At 73.2% G+C, this 2,317-nt stretch carries 4 protein-coding genes; 2 read left to right on the top strand and 2 right to left on the bottom strand.

Annotated elements, in window-relative coordinates:
• The coding region (locus FRW57_RS20520; RefSeq protein WP_420853274.1) for a helix-turn-helix domain-containing protein at nucleotides 1-255 on the bottom strand (255 nt) is incomplete at its 3' end.
• Between the two features lie 158 nt (nucleotides 256-413).
• Here FRW57_RS20520 and FRW57_RS20515 point away from each other — a divergent pair.
• Both FRW57_RS20515 and FRW57_RS20510 read left to right on the top strand, forming a co-directional pair.
• Nucleotides 414-1,124 (top strand): ABC transporter ATP-binding protein, encoded by a 711-nt coding sequence (locus FRW57_RS20515; protein WP_238384672.1) that lies wholly within the window; start codon nucleotides 414-416, stop codon nucleotides 1,122-1,124.
• Nucleotides 1,121-1,897 (top strand): ABC transporter permease, encoded by a 777-nt coding sequence (locus FRW57_RS20510; protein WP_238999515.1) that lies wholly within the window; start codon nucleotides 1,121-1,123, stop codon nucleotides 1,895-1,897. Before FRW57_RS20515 ends, FRW57_RS20510 begins: the two co-directional genes overlap by 4 nt.
• A gap of 69 nt (nucleotides 1,898-1,966) precedes the next feature.
• On the opposite strand, the gene FRW57_RS23585 is transcribed toward FRW57_RS20510, so the two are convergent.
• On the bottom strand, nucleotides 1,967-2,317 hold a 351-nt coding region (locus FRW57_RS23585), incomplete at its 5' end, for a hypothetical protein (protein ID WP_162529443.1).

Raw genomic sequence — 2,317 nt, 5'->3', positions numbered from 1 at the left:
AGGAAGGACTCGACCCGGCCCGGCCGCACCGTCACCTACTCCCTGGAGATCGAGCAGGGGCTGGGTGCCGACGCCCGTGCCGTGGCTCGCGCCGTCCAGCGTGCCGTCCTCGACGAGGGCGTCGAGGTGCCGTCGCACCGCGGCAGGGGTCAGCTGCAGGTGCTCGGCCAGTCCGGCTGCGGTGATCGGGCCCTCCTCGGAGACGACGCGCAGCACCCGCTGTCGGGTGCTCGCTTCCATCTCTTCGATAAACACCACACCAGTGTGACGTAATTCCCCCGAGACCTCCAGAAAGGCTCACCTAACCTGACGGCCGCCCGGACGTGATCCTCGTCATACTCTCACCCGCCCCCCGCGCGAGGCGGCCCACCGCGGTCGGAAGCGCTCAGGGCGGCTGCCTAGACTCGGTGGTCGTGACCGATGCCGTGCGCCTGCGCAACCTCGCCAAGCGCTTCGGTCGCGTGGCGGCCGTGGACGGAATGACCTGGTCGGCGCAGCCGGGGCGTGTCACAGCGGTCCTCGGCCCCAACGGTGCGGGCAAGACCACGACCATCGAGTGCGCCGAGGGACTGCGCCGCGCGGACACCGGAGAGGTGCGCGTGCTCGGCGAGGACCCCTGGGGAGCCGGCGCCGACCACCGCGCCAGGGTGGGTGTGATGCTGCAGGACGGCGGGCTGCCCACCGGGAGCCGCCCCCTGCGCCTGTTGCGCCACCTGAGCCAGATGTATGCCGCGCCGCTGCCCCTCGAGCCTCTGGTCGAGCGTCTCGGCATCGCCGACTTCGACCGGACCACGGTGCGACGCCTCTCCGGCGGCCAGAAGCAGCGCGTCGCCCTCGCGGCAGCGCTCATCGGCCGACCCGAGGTGGCCTTCCTGGACGAGCCCACGGCCGGCCTGGATCCGCACGCCCGCCGCGACGTGTGGGACCTGGTGCGCGAGACCCGCGACTCCGGCTGCGCGGTGGTCGTCACCACGCACTCCTTCGCGGAGGCCGAGCGGCTGGCGGACCATGTCGTGATCGTCAGCGCAGGGAGGGTCGTCGGGGCCGGTTCGCTTCGCGAGCTGACCGCCGCGTGCTCGCTGGAGGACCTCTACTTCGACCTGACCGGGGAGGGCGACCGATGACCGCGGCGCCCACAGCCCCCGACAAGTCGATGGTCGCCGCGCCGGCCCGCGACCGGGTGCTGGCCCAGGCGCGGTTCGAGGCGGGGACCCTGCTGCGCAACGGCGAGCAGCTGCTCGTCTCCCTCGTGCTGCCGTGCCTGGCGTTGGTCGCGCTCACCCTCTCGTCGGTCCCGTCGCTCGGCGCCGGTCGCCGCGTCGACCTGGCCGTGCCGGGCGTGATCGCGCTCGGGATCCTCTCCACGGCGTTCACCGGACAGGCGATCGCGACCGGGTTCGACCGCCGCTACGGCGTCCTGCGGCTGCTCGGGGTCTCTCCGCTCGGCCGGTCCGGCTTGCTGGTGGCCAAGGCACTCGCGGTCCTGGTGGTCGAGGCGCTGCAGGTGGTGGTCATCGGTGTGATCGGCCTCGGTCTGGGCTGGGAGCCGCACTGGGTGGGTGTCCTCCCGGCGCTGCTCATCGGGCTGCTGGGCACCTGGACCTGGGTGGCCCTGGCCCTCCTGCTCGCCGGGACGGTGCGCGCAGAGGGCGTCCTCGCCGTCGCGAACCTGCTGTGGATCCTGCTGCTCGGGCTCGGCGGCGTGATCCTCCCCCGCGACCAGCTCTCCGGCGCCGCGTCGACCATCCTCGCGTTCCTGCCCTCCAGCGCCCTCGGCGACGGGTTGCGCACGGCCTTCACCCAGGGCCGGCTGGACCTCGTCCCTGTGGTGGTGCTCCTCGTGTGGGGCGCCGTGGCCACGCTGCTGGCCTCCCGGCTGTTTCGCTGGTCCGACTGAACGGCTCGCCGGCCCGACGTGGGGAGTGATCGTGGGGTTTGCGACAGCGGGCTGTCGCAAACCCCACGATCATTTCCTACGGGTGAGACCGGCGCCGACCACCACGTCGGTCCCCGACTCGGTGCGGGGCCGCCTCACCACGGCGGCGTGCAGGGCCACCACGGGAGCCAGCAGCAGCGCCGCCCCGATCCAGACCGGGTGCTCCCCGAATCCGCAGGCGAGCAGCAGCAGGACGGCGAGGACTCCGGGCAGGACGAGGTATGGCGCGTCGCGTCGCCTCGAGCGCGCCGGTCGCATCAACCAGGCGAGGCGCGCTGCCATCAGCCCCATGACCGCGTAGGCCACCGCTCGCGCCGGCTCCGGCGTGGTCAGGGCCGACCAGGTCCCGGCGGCCACCATCGTGGACGCGGACGCGCCGGC

This window comes from Segeticoccus rhizosphaerae (assembly GCF_009192725.1).
Lineage (GTDB): Bacteria > Actinomycetota > Actinomycetes > Actinomycetales > Dermatophilaceae > Segeticoccus > Segeticoccus rhizosphaerae.
The sequence above is the reverse complement of the archived record's forward strand: the minus strand, read 5'-3'. Positions and strand labels throughout refer to the sequence as shown.